Origin of the sequence: uncultured Salegentibacter sp., assembly GCF_963972535.1 — a bacterium.
Classification (GTDB): Bacteria; Bacteroidota; Bacteroidia; order Flavobacteriales; family Flavobacteriaceae; genus Salegentibacter.
Map to the genome: position 1 here is coordinate 1 of NZ_CAXAVR010000175.1, position 3,692 is coordinate 3,692.

General features: G+C 32.8%; 2 protein-coding genes. Both read left to right on the forward strand.

The annotated features are described in order from the left end of the window. Positions 1-344 precede the first annotated feature (344 nt). Positions 345-1,034, forward strand: coding sequence for an NUDIX domain-containing protein (locus tag AACZ30_RS13405; RefSeq protein WP_075325809.1), 690 nt, complete (start codon positions 345-347; stop codon positions 1,032-1,034). Between the two features lie 313 nt (positions 1,035-1,347). Further along, the coding region (locus AACZ30_RS13410; protein ID WP_339649987.1) for a two-component regulator propeller domain-containing protein at positions 1,348-3,692 on the forward strand (2,345 nt) is incomplete at its 3' end.

Here is a 3,692-nt window from a genome sequence, read left to right on the forward strand (position 1 = left end):
TCATAAATAGATCTGCCCAGATGTTCAGCAAAATGCCCATAAATATGCTTACTAATGTTAGGCGCATCTTCTGCCGTTTTGAATGAAATTTTTGTCTCCTGCCCCTGTACATTAAAAACGAAGCCAAGCATAAGAGCAAATAAAATTTTAACTTTCATATTATTATTGATTTACAGTGAATTAAATATCTTTAAACTCCTTAAGTGTTAATTTTACATTTCCAAATATAAATAAAAGTAAATCTCAAAAACAATTTTTCTTTAACAAATTTTTAATTTTGTAAGTTCAGAAATTAAATTCAATATTAGCATGGCCGCATTCCGGTTTTAAATTTCAGGTAAAAAATGGTTCAGAAATACCAATTAGAAGACAAAGTTCTTCTGGCAGTAGATTGTATAATATTTGGTTTTGATGAGGAAGATTTAAAAATTCTTCTTATTAAAAGAAATTTTGAACCCGAAAAAGGAAAATGGTCTTTAATGGGAGGTTTTCTTAAAAGACACGAAAACCTTAATATCGCTGCTAACCGTATCCTATATCAACTTACCGGAATTGAACAAATTTACATGGAGCAGTTGTATGCATTTAGTGAAGTAGACCGGGATCCTGCAGAGAGAACCATATCGGTAGCCTATTTTGCCCTTATTAATATTAAAGAGCATGACAAGGCTCTAATTGATAAATATTCGGCTAAATGGTTTAGCGTCACAGAACTTCCCGAGCTTATTTTTGACCATTCTGAAATGATTACCAAAGCTATAAAAAGGTTACGCTACAAAACTTCTAAAAAGCCAATTGGTTTTGAACTTCTACCCGAAAAATTTACGATGCGCCAGCTTCAAAAGCTTTATGAATCTATACTTGGAGAAAAGCTGGATAAACGCAATTTTATCAATAAAATCAATGCTTTGGATATTTTAATTAAACTGGAAGAAAAAGATATGAATTCTTCCCGGAAGGGTTCTTTCCTATATCAGTTTGATGCCGAAAAATATCAGCAAAAAGTAGAAGAAGGCTTTTCTTTTAAACTATGAGTTAGCAATACTACCCAATACTTTATTCTAAATAATTTCAATAAAAAATCCTTTTGAGAGTAGTTTTATCGAACTTAATGAATAATCAACCGTAAAATTGAAATTAAAACTTTTCTCCCAAAAGGATGAAAATAAGTATTTATTGGGGCGTAATTTTTATAAATCTCTAATAGATTGCTAATTTAAGAAAAAAATTATAACTTGTGGTCATACAAACCATAAGTTTTTTATGCTGCGCCAGGTTTAATTAAAAATTTCAATAATTAATTATTCTAAAAAAGTTCTACACCCTAAAAATTACGATGAGGTCTATATGAAAGCACCCAATTTTAAAGTAGCCTGTTTAAATAGATGCTATTTATTATTAACCATCCTTCTATTATCTCCAATCTTCAATTATGGGCAGGTAGGAAATCTATTTTCTACTGATGCAGAACTTTCCAGTAGTTTAATTAATCAAATCTTTCAGGATAGCAAAGGCTATATCTGGATTGCTACCGAAGATGGTTTAGACAGGTACGATGGGGCAAAATTTTCAATTTATAAACAAGAACGGGAAGATTCTACTTCAATCTTAAATAATTATGTAAAGTCTATATTTCAGGATAGTGAGGGCGTTTTATATTTCGGTTTTTTTAATGGCTTACAATATTTTGACCACGCTACTGAAGAATTCCATGAGATTCCTCTCTTAACGGAAGACAGTTCTGCCTATCCTGCGCACGTTACCACTATGCTTGAAAGAGAAAATGGAGAAATTTTAATAGGAACTTCTGGGCAGGGCATTTTAAAATTAAGGCAGGAGCATGGTAAACCTGTTGCCAGGAAATTTCCAGAAATGGTTCCCACTTCGTTTCTTGAAAAAATTTTTGAAGATAGAAATGAAAATCTATGGGCTATAAGCCAGGATAAAGGGCTATTTAAAATAACGCGCGAAGGTAAAATCACCGAGTATTTTAATGAAAATGATTATGAAACTCAAATTTCCAGTATTACTCAAGATCAAAATGGGAATTTGTACGTGGGAAGTTTGAGTGCGGGCCTGTTTAAATATAACCGTGAAAAAGATAATTTTAAATTTATAGAAGACTCTAAAAACCTACCGGTAAAAACACTTTTTGTAAATAAAGAGAATGAAATTTTTGTGGGTACAGATGGGATGGGTTTAAAGATCTATGATCCTGTAAGAGAAAAAATGAGTGTAAACGATTTTAGCATTGCTAATTTCGATTTTAAGAAAACTAAAATTCACTCTATAATGCAGGATAATGCCGATAATCTTTGGCTAGGTATTTATCAAAAAGGAGTTTTATTAATCCCAGATAAGGCCAATAATTTTAATTATATAGGCTACCAATCGGTAAAAAACAACATTATAGGTTCCAACAGCGTGGTATCTATATTTAAAGACAGGCAAAATATTTTGTGGGTAGGTACCGATGGGGACGGATTATATGGTGTAACCGAAGATAAAAAACAGCGTTTTCATTTAGGTCAAAATGGGATACAGGGATCGGCGAGTATTATGAGCATTTTCCAGGATTCAGAAAATGAATTATGGATTGGCACGTACCTTAACGGACTGGCAAAAGTAAATAGGGAAACGCAGGATTTAGAATATATTGAGCCTTTTAAAGACGACAAGAATAATACCGTAGAACGCGTTTATAATATTACTGAAGATAGCAAGAAAAATCTTTGGATTGGTACCCTGGGATACGGGCTTTATTCTTACAATCTTGAAACCAAAGAAAGCACAAACCGTAATATTATTGAAAATGGAGCCCCTTATGACCAGTTATACAATAAATGGATTAACTGCTTACTCTTATCTAATACCAATGAGCTTTATATAGGCACTTATGATGGGCTTGCCACCCTGGATTTGGAGAAAAACAGCTACCTGAACCAAAAAGGTGAAAACCATATCTTGACCAATAAAATTGTTTACAGTCTATATGAAGATGAAGAAAATAATTTATGGATAGGAACTTCTGAAGGTTTATTTTACAAACCCCATAACGATACTATTACCCAAAACTACACTATAGAGCACGGGCTTCCCAGTAATGTGATAAGCGCGATAGAGGAAGACGTCAATAATAATTTGTGGATAAGTACCAATAATGGTATTTCAAAATTTGAACTTCAAACCAAAGAGTTTAAAAATTACTATTTCCGTGATGGGCTTCAGGGGAATGAGTTCAATAAAAACGCGTCTTATGCTGAAGCTAATGGTCGCCTATATTTTGGAAGCACCAACGGTATCACTTTTTTTGATCCTTCAGAAATAACTTCAAAAGGAAGTGATGTAGATTTAAGAATTACAGGATTTTATCTTCAGGACGAACCGGTAAAAAAAGGAATGAAATCTGGTTCTTATTCCATAATAGAAAAAGCAATTACTGATGCTGATACTATTGAACTGGCTCATAACGATAACGATTTTAGTATTGAATTTTCTTCGTTTGCATTCAAAAACCAGCAATGGATTACATATTCCTATTCCCTTAATTCAGAAAACTGGATAAAATTAAGGCCAGGGATGAATACTGTAACCTTTAATAATCTCGAACCTGGGACTTATAATTTTAAAGTAAGAGCTAAAGATTATGGAGAATACTCCAACGAGCAGGAACTTAGCATAATTATTCACCC